Origin of the sequence: Dolomitihabitans soli (assembly GCF_022213955.1) — a bacterium.
Taxonomy (GTDB): Bacteria; Actinomycetota; Actinomycetes; order Streptosporangiales; family Streptosporangiaceae; genus Streptosporangium_A; species Streptosporangium_A soli.
Genome location: NZ_JAKNTW010000008.1, coordinates 320,879 through 336,945 on the forward strand (window position 1 = coordinate 320,879; position 16,067 = coordinate 336,945).

The following is a 16,067-nucleotide window of genomic DNA, read 5'->3' on the forward strand; positions in this document are numbered from 1 at the left end:
CGCTGCATCACCCTGCCGTCATAACCCGCCCCCGAGACCCCCCACCGGCACGACACACCCACCCAATGAACTCTTTAACCCCCCAACCACCGGACAAAGTTCGTACGGCACGCCACCTTGACGCCACCCGCCGCAGCCGGTGACGGCCCGCGGCCCCACGGCACTCGGGCGCGCACGGCTGGTCGCCGCGACGGCAGGACCGCCGGAGTGGCCCCTTCGGTCAACCCCTCAACACGACGGCCACCCCCTCAACGCTCCCTGACGACCCGGCCCTCGTCCCAGACGGGCTCGGGCGCCTCGTAGACCCGCCCGTCAGCCCCGAAGATCAGGTACCGGTCGAAGTCGGCCGCGAACCATCGATCGTGGGTGACCGCCACGACGGTGCCCGCGAACGCGTCCAGACCCTCCTGCAACGCCTCCGCGCTGGCCAGGTCGAGGTTGTCGGTCGGCTCGTCCAGCAACAGCAACGTGGCCCCGGACAGCTCCAGCAACAGGATCTGCAACCGCGCCTGCTGTCCCCCGGACAACGTCTCGAACCGCTGCTCGGCCACCGGTCCGGCCAGCTCGTATCTGGACAGGGCCTTCATGGCCTCGTTCTTGAGCCGGGCGTGCTCGGTCATCACGATCTCGCAGGGGGTGCGCTTCAGCAGCTCAGGCCGCGAATGGGTCTGTGCGAAGTGGCCGGGGACCACTCGGGCGCCCAGCTTCGCCGTACCGGTGTGCCTGACCTCGTCCCCGGCCAGCAACCGGAGAAAGTGTGACTTTCCCGAACCGTTGGACCCCAGCACGGCCACCCGCTCGCCGTACCAGATCTCCAGGTCGAAGGGGCGCATCAACCCGGTGAGCTCGAACTCCTCGCAGATGATCGCGCGTTTGCCGGTGCGCCCGCCGCGGAGCCGCATGTTGATCAGCTGGTCCCTGGGCGGCACCTCCGGCGGGCCGGCCTCCTCGAACTTCCGGAGCCGGGTCTGCGCGGCATGGTAGGCGGGGGCCATGCCGTCGTTGTAGGTCGCCTTCTGCTTGAGCATGATGACCAGGCGTTTCAGCTTGGCGTGTTCCTCGTCCCAGCGCCTGCGCAGCTCGTCGAGCCGCTCGTTGCGTTCGCGCCGCGCCTGGGCGTAGTCGGCGAACCCACCACCATGGATCCAGATGTTTCCGGACTCGACGGTGACGATTCGGTCTGCCGCGTTCGCCAGCAGTTGACGGTCGTGGCTGACAAGCAGAACCGTCTTCGGTGTCTCCCTGAGCGCCTGCTCCAGCCACAGCTTGCCCGGCACGTCGAGGTAGTTGTCCGGTTCGTCCAGCAACAACGTCTGGTCCGGCCCTCTGAGCAACGCCTCAAGCACCAGCCGCTTCTGCTCACCACCGGACAGCGTATTGACTTCCCGATATTTCACGCGATCGTAAGGCACACCGAGCGCCGCCACCGTGCACGTGTCCCAGAGCACCTCGATGTCGTATCCCCCGGCGTCCGTGTAGTCGGTGATCGCCTGGGCGTAGCGCATCTGGGCCTTCTCGTCCTCGCGCTCCATCATCACCAGCTCGGCCGCCTCCAGCCGCCCGGCCGCCTCCCTGACCCGCCCCGGCGCGACGCTCAGCAACAGGTCGTGCACCGTACGGCCGTCGCGGATGCTCCCGATGAACTGCCGCATCACCCCGAGCCCGCCGGAACTCGCGACACTCCCCTCGACGGGCTCCAGATCCTGCGCGACCAGCCGCATCAGCGTCGTCTTACCCGCCCCGTTCGGCCCGACCAGCGCCGCCTTGACCCCTTCACCGATCCGGAACGACACGTCATTGAGCAACGGCCGCCCATCCGGCAACACATACGTCAGATGCCCGACCTCAACGTGCCCCACGACGATTCGCCTCCAAAGCTCCTCGCGCAGGCTATCCACCGGCTCATCGGTCGAGCATCCCGATTTCTCAGCTGGGGGGCGACGCGGCGCCTGGAGGGGCCGACCATGGGTCCGGTTCTGATCACGTGAGGCTGAAGACGGTCAGGCTGCGGGTGGCGTCGCGGGAGATGTGGCGGGTGGCCTGGGCGATGTTGCTGGCGCTGGTCAGGCGGAGGGCGCCGATGGCGAGGTTGCGCAGGGTGGCCATAGCCCGGGGTGCGTTGCCGGTGCGTACCCGGGAATGGTCTTCGCCGTAGGTGACGTCGCGGACGTAGTGGAGCCGGTTTCGATCGTCCAGTGGCCGCGGATCCAGGTGGCGAGGTCGGCAGGGCTGGCTTGCCAGGCGAGCAGGCCGGTGATGGCGTAGACGGTCTCGGTGTGCGACTCGTGATCGCGAAGGCCGTGCCTGCTTTGCTCCTCCGCCCCTGCTGCCACCGAAAACGGACAGTCAGGCTGTCAACGCCACTTCACCGGGGCCGTGGCCGAACCCCTCAGCCGACCACGCCAAAGCCGAGAAAGATCGAGGCTAACGAAGTGTTGTTGTGTTATCCGACACCCGTGTGCGCGCCGAGTCGAATTCGACGCACCGGACCTGGACGGAGCATGTGTTTCACCGTGCGGAAAGCTCGCGACTTCCGGCCACCGCCGCGGCATACCACCGATATACCGTCGCCGCTTATGGTCGATCCCGCAGGTAGGCGCCACGGATCGAACGGAGGCATAACCGCATGAAATCGCGAACTCCGCCTTATAGGTAATGACGAAAACACATATGAAAGTGAATGCCCGGGATGGAGACATCGCCAGGGCGGCTTCATTTCGGCATGTCCCTGGAGGAATCTCATGTCCCCATCCACTTTCTTACGGGCCGGTATCACCGCGACGCTCATCGCGGCCGCCGGCGTGTTCGGCACGGCGAGTCCCGCGATGGCCGCCGCCCCCGATCTGCAACTGCCCTTCCCCTGCGGCCAGAAGTGGCGGCTGGACACCTGGGCGCACGCTCCCGCGCTGGACATGGTGAAGGAGCCGAACCAGCACGGCACCAACGGCGCCACCCTGGTCGCGCCGGCGGCCGGGACCGTGGACAGGGTGTTCTACCACGTGAACGGCGGCAATGTCCTGCAGATCGATCACGGCGGCGGTTACTTCACCACCTACATCCACCTGAAGTCCCGTGCCTCCGTCTCGCCCGGTGACAGGGTGCGGCGGGGCACGGTGATCGGCAGGGTCGGCGCGACGGGGAAGAAGTCCAACGAACGCCCGCACTTGCACTTCGAGCTCGCCCACGACTCCAACGGCGACGGGCACGCCTCCTGGGGGTCCAGCGACTCCGAACGGATCAGGCCGACCTTCAACGGCGTCACCTACGGCCAGAGCAACGGCCGGACCTGGCGCAACGTAAAAAGCCGCAACTGCTCGGCACCCTCCCCCAAGGGCGTCGCCTCGGTATACGGGGTGCTGCCTAACGGGCGGTTGACCTATACCGCCATCGATGCGGCGTCGGGGCGGCGTACGCATGGTGCGGTGGTGTCGACGGCGACGTTGGGGTTCACGCCGAAGGCGATGGCGACGTTGAACTTCAACACCATTCTGGTGACCGAGAAGGGGCCTGGGGGCAGGCTTTATCGGGTCGATGTGCGGACGAACGGCGCCAGTCTGGTCTTCAAGCCGCCGGTCTATCTTGGTAGGGGTTACACGCATGATCTTCTCGCCTACGACGGCAGTGGTCATCTGTTCGGTATCACCGATGGGACGTTGCGCCGCTACACCATCGGTGCGGCCAAGCCTGCGATCGGCGACATCAGTGGGAATGTCGTCATCGGTGATGGGTTCACGCTCAAGACTCTGACGGCGACGGGCCCGGACTGGATTCTGGGTACGACCGCCAATGGCAGGCTGATCTCCTACCGCATCAACGGCGCGGGCTCGTCAAAGCGGTATCAGCTTCGTGACGCGACCTGGCAGGCGTTCGATCATCTGCTGTCGCCCGGTGGTGGCGTGTATTACGGCCACAATCCCAACGGTTCCCTGGCCAGGTACTTCGACCAGGATCCTTACGACGGCCGCGGCAATGATCTCGGCGGGCAGGCCGCAGTCGACGCCAGCGGCTGGGGCCAGACGCTCCTGTCCGCGCAGCCCGGCACCGTCGACTGAACGAACGAAAAGAAGGACCCCGGCAGCGTCCGGGGTCCTTCGGCGTGGGGCGCAACAGGTTGCGACCGCGCTCGCGGACCGCGCCGCACGTCGTCTACTCGCTGTCGCCCCCGCCTCCACGAAACTGGGCGAGTCACCGCACTTCAACGCCGTGATCTACGCCGAGCATGAACACCGGCTCCACTCTTTACAACACTGAGCGCGATAGATCAGGCACCATCAGTAGCGAACTTGCTATTCCTGCATGAAATTATGCATCTATGAGGGCAACCCCACCTTTGCTGCTGCCCCTGCTTCGCTCCAACGCCGTTGGCGAGTTGCTCGCCTGGCTGTACCTTCATCCGGAGGGCGAATACTCGACAACCGATCTCGCCGCGCGCGTGGGTGCGTCGCAGTCGACAGTGAGCCGCGAGGCGGACCGGTTCTTCGACGCCGGACTGACCGTCGAAAGACGGCATGGCAATCTGCGCCTCATCCGCGCCGACACAGACACGATCGTCGCGAAGCCACTCACCGACCTGCTGGCGGTGACCTTCGGCCCAGCTGCCATCCTGCCCCCCTTCTCGAATCGATCTCCGGTATCGACGAGGCATACATCTATGGCTCCTGGGCCGCGAGATATGCCAACCAGGCCGGACCACCCCCCGTGACGTCGAGCCACGAGTAGAGGCGGGCACCTCGCTGTGCTGGACGCGGTCACAGCCCAGCTGGACCCGCCACTCGGACAGTCGCTCCGCTCGTTCGACCGAATGCGCCGCCGGCGCAACAGCGCCGAATACCCCCGACCGGACACTCCGGGAATCACATCCGATGACGTCACTCAGGACATGGCGAAAGCCGAGCAGTTCCTGGCACTCGCCGCCAAAGCACTAGACCAGATGAGCCCGTACTAACCCCTGAGATCCGGTTCGCCGGATGGGGGTCATGACTTGCATGTGGGCTGCCCGACCTCAACGTGCCCCACGACGATTCGCCTCCAAAGCTCCTCGCGCAGGCTATCCACCGGCTCATCGGTCGAGCATCCCGATTTCTCAACTGCGGCGCGACGCGGCGCCTGGAGGGGCCGACCATGGGTACGTGACCCACGGCGACCCGTAACCGGCCTTCTTGGCATGGATCCGCGCGCGCCGGTCCATCACCGGGCGCGACCGTACGTCAGCCATCGCAACGCGGTCTCAGCCGGCCCCCTTCGCCCTGCCGGGGCGAGCAGCGCGGCGAGCAGCACGGTGCCCGACCAGGTGACGACGGCGATGCCTGACGCGGCGGCGTCGCCGACCTGGGTACCCAGACCACCTGCGTACGGTGCGAACACCGTGACGAATATCACCGACTGGAGCAGGTAGCAGGTGAGTGACCACTGGCCGCACGCGACGAGGGCAGTGGTCACCCACCCGGTGGGCCTGGCATGCCGACGACGCTGCATCCGGTCCACGACCAGTCCGATCAGCGCCGCGTACCCGAGGCCACCGGCGATGCCGGTCAGGCTGTGGATCGCATACGCGGCAACGGAGACCGCGGCCGTGGGCGTCCAGAGCCGCGTGTCGACCAGCATCAGCGGAAGCCCGCCGACGATCGCGATGCTCACACCGACGGTGGCGATCCGGGAGAGCAGCGCCCGGTGCGGGCCCGGCTCGTCCAGCAGACGGCGGCGTGCCGCCCAGATCCCGAGGAGAAAGGCCGATACGACGCTTGCGGCGAAGTAGGTGGGCGTCATCGCGATCCAGCCGACCAACCTCGTCACGAGCGCCTGGAGCGGGTCGGCCATCGCGGCGGGCGTGTCGCCCTTCCCGGCGGACACGGTGAGCAGCCCGAACAGGACGAGCACGACGACGTGCATGATGAGCCCGACGCCGGCGGCCCACAGCACGGCCCGGTCACTACGCCGGATGAACCCGACGAGGACCAGCCCGACCAGGCCGTACGCGCCCAGGATGTCGCCGAAGAACAGCAGCAGCGCGTGGCAGAACCCGAACGCCAGCAGCCACAGGCTCCGGGCCCGGAGCAGCCGCCGGGTCTGTGCCCAGCTCCTGCCCGCGGCGGACTGCCGGTTCGCGAGCTGTACCAGCCCGTAGCCGAACAGGGCGGCGAACATCGGGAGCGCTCGGCCGTCCACCAGCACGATCTGGACCCCGGCCACCAGCCGGTCGACAGGACCTCCGTCGAGGGCGTAGCCGCGGAAGCCGGCCTGGTGACCGGACAGGTACATGTGCGCGTGCGCCACGGCGATGAGCAGCAGCATGAGACCTCGCGCGAGATCGGGGGCTAAGGACCGCTGAACGAGCGGTACGGCCCGCTGAACCGGGGCCGGTGGGGCGATGGACATGGGAACTCCCAGCGATTAGGTACACGACTGTAGCTTATGTTTTACGGTAAACTACAGCCGTGTACCTAAGCAAGGGGCGACCATGGGCGACCTCAGCGGGCGGTCCCGGCGGCGCGGCGAGGAGCTGATCAACGCGATCCACACCGCGGCGCTGGAAGAGGTGGCGGAGGTCGGCGTCGGACGGATGACCATGGACGGGATCGGCAAGCGAGCCGCGACCGCCCGGACCACGCTGTACCGCCGCTGGTCCGACCCCATCGAGGTGCTCCTCGACGCGCTCTATCACCTGCATCCGGTGGAAGAACCGACCCCCGGAGCGGACGACCTGCGCGGCGACCTGATCCGATCCCTTCAGCTCATGGCCACGTGGACGCTCAGCCCCGCGGGCCGTGCGGTCGCGGCCATCCTCACCGATCCCAAAGCCGCTCCACAGGTTTCCGAGGCACTGTTCGAAAGGGTCTTCGCCAACCGCGGTGGCACATTCACCAGCACCGTGCTGCGGCACTACGCCGAACGCGGCCACTTCCCCGCCGACCTGCTCACTCCGGTCGTGCTCGACATCGGCGAAGCCCTCGTCATCAAACGACTGCTCGACAGCGGAGCACCCACCCACGCCGACCTGGCAGCCATCGTCGACCAGGCCATCCTGCCCGCGATCGGACTGAGCGGGAGCCGCGCCCCCGAGGCCGGAGCCATCCCTGAAGCGTCAACGAGCCCTGCGGACGACCTGGGTACGTGACCCACGACGAGTTTCTCGTGGGCGAGAGATGGCAACCCTTGCGGCTGAGCACATCACCATGTCCAGATCCCTGCCGAACGCAGCTCAGAGGGCGTATCCGAGCCACCCCGGCCACTCATTTCCAGACGATTTGAAGTGAGATCAAGAGGATCGGGGTGCCAGTAACATGTGCGCCATGCATCCCCCCGCGCCGCACACCCCATGGAACCGGCCGCCCCCACCAGTTCCCCCCACGGCGCAGGCGCATCTCGTCCTCGATGTGAAGCGGCACTGGTTCAGCTTCACGCTGGCCATGATCACGCCGAAGATCTTCCTCAACGGCCACCAGATGCTGGTCCGTTGGGGCCACAACGCGATTCCGCTTCCTCCAGGTCAGTACCATCTCCACGTCCATCTGCCCTTTATCTTCCCCGCACAGATCGGGCCTGCGGACCTGACGATCTGGCTCCACCCCGGGAGGGCACTCGAACTCGAATATCGCGCCCCCTTGTGGACCTACTCCCGAGGCGCCCTCGGCTCCGCCCCCCAGCCCTGGAACGGGAAGGGCTGCATGATCGCCATACTGGCGGTCCTGCTCGGAGCGTTGGCACTCCTGCTGATCCTGGTCGTCGTCACGGCGGTCTCGCTCAGCTGAGGCCCGGGAGTCCTAGTCACGGCGGGCGGCGGGCGGCGGGCGACCTCCGGTCGCCGTAGTGCCCGGCGGCCGTCCGGCTGGAACCGTGTCGCGCGTCCCTTCCGGCGAAGGCGGAGACCTGGCCGGCGACCAGGCAGGTCTTCGTACCGCCCGGCGGCGCGCTCGGCGTGTTCCGTCCGGCACCTTAGACTCCGGCCATGCGCCCAGCGACGAACGTGCCCCTCCGGCGTGCCGTCGGCCTGCTCGCGGGGATGCCGACCGGTCTGGCCGGGATCGGATGGATCTGCCTCGCCCCGGCGGTCGGCCCCGCGCGCGCGAGAAGGGTGACGGCCGCGCTCGTCAGACTGGAGCGCACCCGCCTCGCCACCTGGTACGACCACCCCGTCGGCGGTGGCCGAGGCGGTCGCGCCTACCTCGCCCTGCGGGGCCTGCTCGGCACGCTGGGCGGCTACCTCACCATCACGGGCCTGTTCGTGGGCGTCCTCTTCCTGTACGGCGGAGCCAGAGAACTCGTCTCCGGCGACTCCGACCTCATCCCGCTGCGGTTCCCCGGCGTGCACCTGACGGGCAGCAGCTGGGCGTACGGCCTCGTCCTCGGGCTGGTCGCGCTGGCGGCGTCCATCTGGTGGAGCACCAGGCTGATCGCCATGGAACGCCACCTGGCCGACCGTTTCGCGGGTCCCGACCGGAGCGAGGCCATGGCACGCCGGATCGCCGAGCTGACCGCGTCCCGCTCCGGCATCGTGCGCGCCGTCGACGACGAGCGCCGGCGGATCGAGCGCGACCTGCACGACGGGGTCCAGCAACGGGGAGTGGCGCTGGCGATGCTGCTGGGACGCGCCCGGCACCGGGCGGATCCCGTCCTGCTCGACCAGGCGTACACCGAATGCCGGCTGCTCCTCGACGAACTGCGCGACGTGGCGTGGCAGGTCTACCCCACCGCGCTCGACTCGCTGGGCCTCCACGCCGCGCTGGCGGAGGTGGCGGACCGCTCCGCCGTACCGGTGACCATCGAGTACGGGCCCGCCGTACGGCTCGCGTCCGAGATCGAGACCGCCGTCTACTTCGTGGCCAGGGAGGCCATCACCAACGCGAACAAGCATGCCGGCGCGGGGACGATCGTGGTCGATCTCCGGCTGGAGCAGGGGGAGGCGACCGTGACGATCTCGGATGACGGCCGTGGCGGTGCGGCCGAGGACGGTGGCGGGCTGTCCGGGCTCGCTCGGCGGGTGCGGGCGCTGGACGGGACGTTCGACGTGGACAGCCCGCCCGGCGGCCCGACGAAGGTGACCGCGAGGCTGCCGTGCGGGTGATGATCGCTGACGACTCCGTCCTGCTGCGCGAAGGGTTGGCGCGGCTGCTGCAGGACGCCGGGCACGAGGTGACGGCGGCGGTCGGCGACGCGGGCGAGCTGCTGACCGCCGTGGCCGCGGGGCGACCGGATGTCGCGATCATCGATGTGCGCATGCCGCCGTCGCACACCGACGAAGGGCTGCGGGCCGCGCTGGAGATCCGCGAACGGTGGCCGGGCGTCGGCGTGCTGGTGCTGTCGCAGTACGTCGAGCGGACGTACGCCGCCAAGCTGCTCGCCGGCCCGCCGGAAGGGCTCGGCTACCTGCTCAAGGACCGGGTGTCGGAGGTGGCCGAGTTCCTGGACTCCCTCGGCAGGGTCGGCTCCGGCGGCACGGTGTTCGACCCTGACGTGGTCAGGCGGCTGCTCGCCCACACCCCGCTGAGCACGCTGACCCCCCGCGAGCGGGACGTCCTCGCGCACCTGGCCGAGGGCATGGTCAACACCTCGATCGCCGAACGCCTCCACGTGTCGCAGAGCACGGTGGAGAAGCACGTCAACAGCATCTTCGACAAGCTCGGCCTCGCCCGCACGCCGGGCTACAGCCGCCGGGTCCTGGCCATCCTGCGCTACCTCAACCCGTGAGCCACCCGCAACACACAAGCCGCCCCGCCCAGCACACGCCCCACCCGACACACGAGCCCGCCCCGCGCCAACACATGGCCCACCAGACACATGAGTGACCCTGCTCAACACATGCCCCACCCGGCACAGAGCCGTCCCGCTCGACACACGCCCTGCCCAACATACGAGCCGCCCGACATACGAACGACCCGCGCACGCTAAACACCCGCAGCCGCCCGTACCGCCCCCCGCGTGAACCACCGCCTGATCCCCCGCGCGTTCTCACCGCGCAGGCCGCCCCGTGCCGCCCCAGGGGATGAGCCGCGCGGCCACCAGCGTCGTGCCCGCGACCGCGGCCGTCACCAGCCAGATCATGAACGTCGGATAGAGATAGACCACCTGGATCCACATGATGTCGCTCCCCCGGGCGAGCACCCGGAAGACCGGCGCGGCCATCGCGCACAACGCGAGCGGCGCCAGATGGAGCAGCGACCACCACCGCCGCCAGCCCGTACGGCGGGCCGCCCACCGCCGTGAGCGGGCCACCCCGCGGACCGCCAGCCCGATCGTCGCGAGCGTCAGCAGCGCGAACAGGATGTCGGTGATCAGGAAGGGCGAGGAAGGGATCGTCGGCGTCTCCCCCTCGATCATGGCGACCAGGGCGTCCATCAGGGCGCCGCTGTCGTCGAAGGCCATGCCGGTGTTCGCCATGACCGCGACGCCGTACCCGGACTCCGGCATCAGCAGCTGCTCGGCCGTGGAGGTGAACAGGTCGCCGCCGTGCCGTACGACGGGGGTGCCGTGCTCGGTCTTGCCGATCGACCAGCCGAGGGCGTATCCGTCGCTCTGCTTGGAGGGGGTGCGCATCTCCTTGACGCTCGCGGCGGAGAGGATGCCGTTGTTCTGCGCGATCAGCCATCGGGCCATGTCGTTCGCGGTGCTGATCACGCCGCCGGAGCCGTTGCCGAACCCGGGCGGCTCGGGCAGGGCGACCGGGCGGCTGAGCAGGTAGAGATGGCCGCGGGCGGTGTCCGGCAGGTCCCGCTCGGTGTTGATCGTGTTGCTGTGGCGCATGCCGAGCGGTGCGAACACGTGCGACTTGAGGTAGCCCCCGAACGGCTCGCCGCTCACCACCTCGACGAGCCGGGCCGCGACCTGGTAGTTCGTGTTGTGGTAGCTGAAGGTGGTTCCCGGCTCCGCGGCCAGGGTCGCCTCCCTGAGGCGCCGCACCGCGCCTTCGAGCGAGTCGGGCTGGGGCAGGCTCTTCTCGTGGAAGACCGAGTCCGCCATGCCCGACGTCTGGTCGAGCAGTTGACGCACGGTGATCTTCGCTGCCCGGGAGTCCGCCATCTGGAACTCAGGCAGATAGCCGCGCACCGGCCTGTCGAGGTCGATCGTGCCCCGCTCCACCAGTTGCATGACGGCGAGGGAGGTGAAGGACTTGCTGACCGACGCGACGGCCATCGGCGTGTCCGCCGTCACCGGGACGCCCGAAGCGGTCTCGCCGTACCCCGCGGCATGGACCACCTCCGTCCCCTTGGTGATCGCCACCGTCACACCGGGCAGCCCGGTCGCCTCCCGGTAGTCCGCGACGAACGCGTCGACGGCCTCGGGGCTGATGTCACCGGAAGGCATTCCGCCGGCCGCTGGAAACGCCGCGAGGCAGATCGCGGCAAGAGTGATTCTGAGCATCCGTCGAAGCTATTTGCGCCATCCCGCCCGGCACCATTGCGAGATCCCGCCACGTCTTCTACGGAAAACCACCACCGTCACGCGGCGTCTTCGGGCACCGCCAGCGTCCGACCGGCCGCGACCACATCCCGCAAACTCCCGGCAAGCCTGCTTTCGAGGTCGCGCACCTGGTCGGCGAGGTCGCGTAGGCCCTCGGTGTCGTGGGTCCGCGCCAGGAGGTCCCGGTACTTGTCATTGCTCTTCATCAGGTCCCGGGCCCGCAACGCCGCGTCCGCCGCCGCCACCCGCTGCGCGTACGCCTCGATCTCGCGGACCTGGCCGACGACCGTCTCCACCGAGCGGTTCAGCGCCTCCCGCTGCGGCGCGAGCACCTCGGCCAGTTCGGGGGTCACCACCCCGGTCAGCGCCGCGGCCTGCTCGGCCCGCAGCGCCACCTGGATGCGGAGCAACCGGGCGATGTCCCACAGCCGGTGCGGCAACACGACGTCGTCGGCGATGCCGTCGAGCATCCCGAGACGTTTCACCTGAGACCGGGACACCTGCTCGATCGCGTCCCGTACCCGGCCGACCAGCTCGCGGGCGTCGAGGTCGAGATCCGCCGGCAGCACGTAGCAGTCGCCATACAGTCGCTTGAGCCGCGTGCCCAGGCGGGTGCGTCCCGCGTGGATCAGCATTGCGGCGAGAACGAAGAGCGGGACGGTCCACAGCGCGACGAACCGGGCGTCGGTCTCCACGGCCATCCCGAGCAGAAAGGCCCCGAGCAACGCCGCGACGAATCCGCCGACCGTGCAGAGACGTCTCTCCCAGGTCGAAGGCCCGGCGTCCGCCCGCAATTCCGCTGGTGTCGCCAGGATCCGCCATCGATACGCGTCTGGAATGGCGGGATCCACGATCGGCTCGTCATTCACGATCCGCTTCCCCTTCGGCACGGCGATGGTCAGGAGAATCCGTAACGGAAATATGCACGTCCGAGAAGTATGTCAATTCGGCGAGGACGCCGGTAAGCACGGCGAAGCATCAGGGTTACGGCCGTGAGTTCCAGGGTCGTCCTGCGTGCTCCACGGCGATCGGGCGAACATTACACAGCGTGGTGAGTCGGTGGCATATGGTGACCTCGTCGTATCGGATCACCAGTCCACGGGAGAGCATTCACCATGCGTCTTCGTACCATCGCGACCGCCCTCGGCGCCGCTGCCGCGCTCGTCCTGTCCCTGCCGGGCACCGCCGGCGCGGCTGACGGAACGTTCTATTACACCTACTACGACGAGTACGGCCAGCCGCTCGACGGCACGCTCGTGCACCCGGTGAGCGGCGAGTGCTTCGACATCCCTGAGGCGGTCGTGGAATCCGCTTCCGCCCCGCGCAACTGGACCCGTTCGACCGCCGTGGTCTTCACCGAGTTCGGCTGCGCAGGCAACCACTACAGCCTCCGGCCCCTCGGCGGCGCGGCCTCGGACCGTCTGAAGCTGCGCTCGGTCGTCTTCTCCTGACGAGCCGGGGCCGCCGTCCCCGGTGCACGCCGTACGGCATGACATCACCTCGGCCGTCGATCAACGGGCTACGGTCCGCGGGCCTGTCCGCCCGCGGGCCGTACGACGCCGCCGTGAACGGCCTCCAACCCGGCCGGCCAGTCGTCAGCCACAGGCGGGTGCCATGATCGGTCTCCTTCGTCAGTACGGCATGCGGAGCGCACGCGAGCCCATCGTTTGACCTGATCAGAGGAAACGTCACCAGTCCGCACGCTATCCGGCTACGTGTGCCGAGCCGTACAAACTGGTGAGACTTGCTGTGAGTTAAAACGATCTGGCTGGCGGGTGCGGGTCCGCGCCTGGCCTTCGGATTCCACGCCAATACCGGTGGCGTGCGCCAGTCCAGCGTCTCTACAAGAGCGAGTTCGTCTAGCCGGCGACGGCCGGCCCCAGGTCCCGCTGCTCCCCTCGCCGGAGCAGCGGGATACACGGCCTACGCGCCGGCCGTGAGCCGGTCCGCCTCGTGGTGAAGGGCGTCTATGAGAAGCAACTCAAGGAGAAGGTCTTCCTCGACGCCATCCAGAACTTCCATCTGGCCTCCCTAGGGACATGACGCCCCAGTTACCCCAAGAGTTGCCATCTATGTTGATTTGATATGGATTAACGGCAAATATGGCGTTCCTCGTCAGGTGGTCAGCCAGTGTCCGTCGGTCAGGAGTTCGCGGCCCTTGAGCTCGTTGACTTCGCGCCAAGCCTGCAGCCGCTGCGGGTGAATGCGGAAATAGAGGTACGGGCTGCTGAGCCGGCGGGGGTCGAAGCCGGTCTTGGCGGCGAAGGCGTCGCCGACCTCGTCGGTGATCTCGGCAGCCGTCAGAACCTGGACGGTTCCCTCGATGAGCAGGACGTCGCGGGTCGGGCCGATGCCGATCCGGACCTTTCCGGTGGCCTGTAGGTTACGGCTGGTCGTGCTGGCGGCGGGCGTGGATATCAACAAGGCGCTGCCGTCCCACAGAAAGGACAACGGCACCAGATAGGGCAGGCCGCTCTGCCCGTCGGCGGTGGCCACCCAGGCGTCCACGTCGTGCTCAAGCCGATGCAGCGTGTCCTGCTTGCGTTGTTCCTGCGTACGAGGCGGCGGGTTCATCGTCGGTCAACTCCTTCTCACTTCGAACATGGCACTCGAATCATCGCGTGCGCGGCAGCCGCCGGAGCAGGCGGCACCACCTTCGTCGCGCCACGCAGTTCGGGCGCCCTGGCCGCTCCGACCTCCTATTACGTCCACCGGCTCGCGATGCCCCCGCGATAGCCGTACGGCAGAGCCGGGCCGGTCGGCGGCGTGCGGGCCATCAGGAGATCATGGCGGGCTTCCGTCACTCGTCAGGTTCCCGCAGGAGTACGGTTATGCGCTGCCGCCCGACAGAATGTTTTGTCACGAATTGTGGCCTATCACGTGATATAAAGCCATTTGATCTGACCGGTTGATACTCATCCGATCGGAACCGAATGAGGTGTTCCGCACGTCATATGGCAATACTCTGTGACGCATGAGCCTGGAGGGGTCCACGTGGTGATGGGTCGCACATTCTTAGCGGTGGTGGTGATGGCGACCACCGCGTTCAACGCCGGAGGGGCCACGGCGAACAGCGACGCACAGGCGCCCGCCACCACCGTCGACGTGCCCGGTGTCGCCGCTGCGCCCACCACCGCCGGCAAAGCGGAGGACGCCTGCGTCCGCCTCAGGGGCGCGGCGGCGTGCGTGGGCCCGGACGACGCCGACCGGCCGGGGATCACGATCGAGGACACCGAGACCGACAGGCTCCATCCCGCGGTCGAGTACTACCTGAACGGCTACCTGGGCACGAAGTACGTCATCCATAATCTGGCACGTGAGGGCGAAGTCAGGGGAACTCGCGCGATCGGCAAGACCGTGACGTTCCGAGCCGCGATATTCCAGGGCAATCACCGGATCAAGGTCAGCGCATGGATGACGGTTCGCAACGTCACCAAGCATCCCGTCAAGCGGGAAACGCGTGTCACACCGTTCACCGCGCGGGCGCGGGCCGAGATCTGCACCTCGACGAGAGGCGCCGCGAGCCTGTGCTTCGCCGAGCGGAAGACGTTCGTCTTCGCGTGTGACACGAGTGCCGACAGGCATCAGGCCCGGGCGGAGTACTTCGTGGGAGGCGACCCGTCGGCGCGTTTCGAGATCCACCAGCTGGCCGGGCCCAACAGCTGCGGGAAGGCCGAGCACGGCGGTCTTTCCATCAGCAAGTACCGCGCCTCGGTGTTCGATCACAACAATCGGGTCGGCGACCGGCTGTACCAGTACAACTAGGGACAAGGGCTGTCCACAGCGTCGGCCGAAGTCACGCGATCGGCGTCCGGCACCCGGTCGCCCCGCGGTCATGAAGAAACACGCCTTTCGACAATCGAGCGCCGCCCCTACCCGGACCCGATACCGGAGGCGTGTTCTCCCCTATCGCGACGTGCTGCACAATCCTGAATATGGTCATCATCCAGCCCGACGAGAAGACCTCGATCAGTTTTCCCATTGTCGAGATCGCTGAGGGCCGATCGGTGACCTTCGGGCGAAGCGTCCCGGGCTCCCGGGTGGACATCCCCCTCAGCGACGATCGCGGCCTGTCCCGGGAGGGCGGCACGATCAGAGCCGCCGGCGACCACTGGATGATCTCCAACACCAGCTCCGGCTCGACCTACGTCGTGGAGAATCCGGAGGGCGGCGGCGAGTTCGTCAAGATCGCGCCGGGCGAGGCGGGCGTGCCGATCGGGTACGGCTTCGCCCGGGTCGTGGTCCCCGCCCTCGGCGGCACGGCGAGCTTCCTCGTCTGGGCGCCGCGTGACATCGTCGCCAGTACGGCACGGCCCGCGCGCAGGGACACGAAGACCGTTTTCAACCTGGATCCACACAAGAAGTACTTCCTCGTGCTCGTGGCGCTGTGCGAGCCACGGCTGCTTGATCCGTCGACGGCGGTGATTCCGACCGTCCCGCAGATCCTCAAACGGCTCTCGGACCCTGAGTTAACCCGTTTCGCGATTAATCACCACATCACCTACCTGGCAACGCAGAAACTCCGGGTCCGCGGCCTCTCCCCCGATAAGGCCGACTGGCAGCGGGCGGCGCTGGTCAACACCGCCCTGCGGTTCGACGTCGTCACCCAGGAGCACCTGGCGTTGCTCCCACCGGCCGGCCGCCGGGCCCTCCTGTAAGGTTCCCGTGGCCTC

General features: G+C 67.8%; 15 protein-coding genes. 9 read left to right on the forward strand and 6 right to left on the reverse strand.

The genetic code is table 11. The annotated features are described in order from the left end of the window. Positions 1-248: 248 nt before the first annotated feature. Together MBA17_RS19230 and MBA17_RS49545 are read right to left on the reverse strand one after the other, a co-directional pair. Positions 249-1,859, reverse strand: a complete 1,611-nt coding sequence (locus MBA17_RS19230) for an ABC-F family ATP-binding cassette domain-containing protein (protein WP_238497873.1) — start codon at positions 1,857-1,859, stop codon at positions 249-251. Between the two features lie 121 nt (positions 1,860-1,980). Beyond that, complete coding sequence (locus MBA17_RS49545; RefSeq protein WP_274385609.1) at positions 1,981-2,106, reverse strand: hypothetical protein; 126 nt, start codon at positions 2,104-2,106, stop codon at positions 1,981-1,983. A gap of 719 nt (positions 2,107-2,825) precedes the next feature. Here MBA17_RS49545 and MBA17_RS19235 point away from each other — a divergent pair. Together MBA17_RS19235 and MBA17_RS19240 are read left to right on the forward strand one after the other, a co-directional pair. After that, positions 2,826-4,052: a murein hydrolase activator EnvC family protein gene (locus MBA17_RS19235; RefSeq protein WP_238497874.1), complete on the forward strand. Its 1,227-nt coding sequence runs from the start codon at positions 2,826-2,828 to the stop codon at positions 4,050-4,052. 278 nt (positions 4,053-4,330) lie between these two features. Next, the gene (locus tag MBA17_RS19240) at positions 4,331-4,702 is read left to right on the forward strand and encodes an ArsR/SmtB family transcription factor (RefSeq protein WP_238497875.1); all 372 of its coding nucleotides are present in this window, start codon (positions 4,331-4,333) and stop codon (positions 4,700-4,702) included. 485 nt (positions 4,703-5,187) lie between these two features. On the opposite strand, the gene MBA17_RS19245 is transcribed toward MBA17_RS19240, so the two are convergent. Next, complete coding sequence (locus MBA17_RS19245; protein WP_238497876.1) at positions 5,188-6,375, reverse strand: DUF418 domain-containing protein; 1,188 nt, start codon at positions 6,373-6,375, stop codon at positions 5,188-5,190. A gap of 82 nt (positions 6,376-6,457) precedes the next feature. On the opposite strand from MBA17_RS19245, the gene MBA17_RS19250 reads away from it, so the two are divergent. The 4 genes from MBA17_RS19250 to MBA17_RS19265 all read left to right on the forward strand — a co-directional run bounded on the left by MBA17_RS19250 (position 6,458) and on the right by MBA17_RS19265 (position 9,684). Then, positions 6,458-7,114, forward strand: coding sequence for a TetR/AcrR family transcriptional regulator (locus MBA17_RS19250; RefSeq protein WP_238497877.1), 657 nt, complete (start codon positions 6,458-6,460; stop codon positions 7,112-7,114). A 175-nt stretch (positions 7,115-7,289) separates the two neighbouring features. After that, on the forward strand, positions 7,290-7,748 hold the full coding sequence (locus MBA17_RS19255; protein WP_238497878.1) for a hypothetical protein: 459 nt from the start codon (positions 7,290-7,292) through the stop codon (positions 7,746-7,748). Between the two features lie 197 nt (positions 7,749-7,945). After that, a complete protein-coding gene (locus MBA17_RS19260; protein ID WP_238497879.1) occupies positions 7,946-9,061 on the forward strand; it encodes a sensor histidine kinase in 1,116 nt (371 codons plus the stop codon). After that, positions 9,052-9,684, forward strand: coding sequence for a response regulator transcription factor (locus MBA17_RS19265; RefSeq protein ID WP_238497880.1), 633 nt, complete (start codon positions 9,052-9,054; stop codon positions 9,682-9,684). Before MBA17_RS19260 ends, MBA17_RS19265 begins: the two co-directional genes overlap by 10 nt. A 261-nt stretch (positions 9,685-9,945) precedes the next feature. On the opposite strand, the gene MBA17_RS19270 is transcribed toward MBA17_RS19265, so the two are convergent. Both MBA17_RS19270 and MBA17_RS19275 read right to left on the reverse strand, forming a co-directional pair. Continuing rightward, entirely contained in the window at positions 9,946-11,355 is a 1,410-nt protein-coding gene (locus tag MBA17_RS19270) for a serine hydrolase domain-containing protein (protein WP_238497881.1), read from the reverse strand. Positions 11,356-11,432: 77 nt separating this feature from the next. Further along, complete coding sequence (locus MBA17_RS19275) at positions 11,433-12,263, reverse strand: hypothetical protein (RefSeq protein ID WP_238497882.1); 831 nt, start codon at positions 12,261-12,263, stop codon at positions 11,433-11,435. 246 nt (positions 12,264-12,509) lie between these two features. Here MBA17_RS19275 and MBA17_RS19280 point away from each other — a divergent pair, with 246 nt between their 5' ends. Continuing rightward, the gene (locus MBA17_RS19280; protein WP_238497883.1) at positions 12,510-12,845 is read left to right on the forward strand and encodes a hypothetical protein; all 336 of its coding nucleotides are present in this window, start codon (positions 12,510-12,512) and stop codon (positions 12,843-12,845) included. Positions 12,846-13,509: 664 nt separating this feature from the next. On the opposite strand, the gene MBA17_RS19285 is transcribed toward MBA17_RS19280, so the two are convergent. Further along, the gene (locus tag MBA17_RS19285; protein WP_238497884.1) at positions 13,510-13,968 is read right to left on the reverse strand and encodes a pyridoxamine 5'-phosphate oxidase family protein; all 459 of its coding nucleotides are present in this window, start codon (positions 13,966-13,968) and stop codon (positions 13,510-13,512) included. A gap of 426 nt (positions 13,969-14,394) precedes the next feature. On the opposite strand from MBA17_RS19285, the gene MBA17_RS19290 reads away from it, so the two are divergent. Further along, positions 14,395-15,159, forward strand: coding sequence for a hypothetical protein (locus MBA17_RS19290; RefSeq protein WP_238497885.1), 765 nt, complete (start codon positions 14,395-14,397; stop codon positions 15,157-15,159). A 170-nt stretch (positions 15,160-15,329) separates the two neighbouring features. Further along, positions 15,330-16,052: a hypothetical protein gene (locus MBA17_RS19295; RefSeq protein WP_238497886.1), complete on the forward strand. Its 723-nt coding sequence runs from the start codon at positions 15,330-15,332 to the stop codon at positions 16,050-16,052. The last annotated feature ends 15 nt before the right edge of the window (positions 16,053-16,067 follow it).

Bases quoted from the DNA above. Each gene is read 5' to 3' on its own strand.
- MBA17_RS49545 (WP_274385609.1), bottom strand. From the start codon at position 2,106: ATGGCCACCCTGCGCAACCTCGCCATCGGCGCCCTCCGCCTGACCAGC.
- MBA17_RS19235 (WP_238497874.1), top strand. From the start codon at position 2,826: ATGGCCGCCGCCCCCGATCTGCAACTGCCCTTCCCCTGCGGCCAGAAG.
- MBA17_RS19245 (WP_238497876.1), bottom strand. From the start codon at position 6,375: ATGTCCATCGCCCCACCGGCCCCGGTTCAGCGGGCCGTACCGCTCGTT.
- MBA17_RS19250 (WP_238497877.1), top strand. From the start codon at position 6,458: ATGGGCGACCTCAGCGGGCGGTCCCGGCGGCGCGGCGAGGAGCTGATC.
- MBA17_RS19255 (WP_238497878.1), top strand. From the start codon at position 7,290: ATGCATCCCCCCGCGCCGCACACCCCATGGAACCGGCCGCCCCCACCA.
- MBA17_RS19260 (WP_238497879.1), top strand. From the start codon at position 7,946: ATGCGCCCAGCGACGAACGTGCCCCTCCGGCGTGCCGTCGGCCTGCTC.
- MBA17_RS19270 (WP_238497881.1), bottom strand. From the start codon at position 11,355: ATGCTCAGAATCACTCTTGCCGCGATCTGCCTCGCGGCGTTTCCAGCG.
- MBA17_RS19280 (WP_238497883.1), top strand. From the start codon at position 12,510: ATGCGTCTTCGTACCATCGCGACCGCCCTCGGCGCCGCTGCCGCGCTC.
- MBA17_RS19285 (WP_238497884.1), bottom strand. From the start codon at position 13,968: ATGAACCCGCCGCCTCGTACGCAGGAACAACGCAAGCAGGACACGCTG.
- MBA17_RS19290 (WP_238497885.1), top strand. From the start codon at position 14,395: ATGGGTCGCACATTCTTAGCGGTGGTGGTGATGGCGACCACCGCGTTC.
- MBA17_RS19295 (WP_238497886.1), top strand. From the start codon at position 15,330: ATGGTCATCATCCAGCCCGACGAGAAGACCTCGATCAGTTTTCCCATT.